Source organism: Streptomyces montanisoli (assembly GCF_017813245.1).
In the GTDB taxonomy this organism is placed as follows: Bacteria; Actinomycetota; Actinomycetes; order Streptomycetales; family Streptomycetaceae; genus Streptomyces; species Streptomyces montanisoli.
The window spans coordinates 1-1,023 of record NZ_JAGIQL010000374.1 but is presented as its reverse complement, the minus strand read 5'-3'; the positions used below and the strand labels follow the sequence as shown (position 1 = coordinate 1,023).

Below are 1,023 nucleotides of genomic sequence, written 5' to 3'. Positions count from 1 at the left end.
GAGGCCGCGGCGCGGCGGCGGCGCAGGCCGCTGCTCGGCGAGTCCGGCCGGCTCATGATCGTCGCCGCCGACCACCCCGCACGCGGCGCGCTCCGCGTCGGCGCCGACCCGCTCGCCATGGCCGACCGCGCCGACCTGCTGGAGCGGCTGTGCCTTGCGCTGTCCAGGCCGGGCGTCGACGGCGTCCTCGGCACGGCCGACGTGCTGGAGGACCTCCTCCTGCTCGGCGCGCTCGAGAACAAGGTCGTCGTCGGCTCCATGAACCGCGGCGGCCTCGCGGGCGCCGCCTTCGAGACCGACGACCGCTTCACCGGCTACCGGGCCCAGGACCTGGCGGCCGCCTCGTTCGACGCGGGCAAGCTCCTGCTGCGCGTCGACTACGCCGATGCCGGCACCGGTTCGGCCGCCACCCTGCTGTCCGCGGCCCGCGCCGTGGACGCCATGGCCGCCCACCGGCTCCCCGTGTTCGTCGAGCCGTTCATCTGCCGCAGGGACGCCGACGGACGGCTGCGCAGCGACCTGAGCGCGGCGGCCGTCATCCGTTCCCTCACCATCGCGTCCGGGCTCGCCGGGACGTCCGCGTACACGTGGCTGAAGGTCCCGGTCACGCAGGACCCGGAGGAGATGGCCCGCGTCATGGCGGCCTCCACGCTCCCGGCCGTCCTCCTCGGCGGTGAGGTCGGCGACGACCAGGAGGGCACGTACGAGAAGTGGCGCGGCGCCCTGCGACTGCCCACGGTGCAGGGTCTGGTGGCCGGCAGGTCACTCCTGTACCCGGCGGACGGCGACGTGGTGAAGGCGGTCGACACGGCGGTCGGTCTGCTGTGACGCCCGTACGGGCGTACGCGCAGGCGGGGCGGGGCGCGGGAGACGGGTAGGAGACACGCATGGCAGCAGAGGAACAACGGTCGACGCGACACGGGGCCGCCGCCCGCGAGAACGACCTGGCGCACTCGCGCGCCGCGGGCGGCCCGGCGTCCCTGGACGCCGGGCCTGGGCGGGGGCCCGGCGGCGACCCGGCAG

1 protein-coding gene is annotated in these 1,023 nt (G+C 76.1%); it reads left to right on the top strand.

Annotated elements, in window-relative coordinates; translation table 11 throughout:
* The coding region (locus JFN87_RS33225) for a Cgl0159 family (beta/alpha)8-fold protein (protein WP_209346239.1) at nucleotides 1-828 on the top strand (828 nt) is incomplete at its 5' end.
* Nucleotides 829-1,023 lie beyond the last annotated feature (195 nt).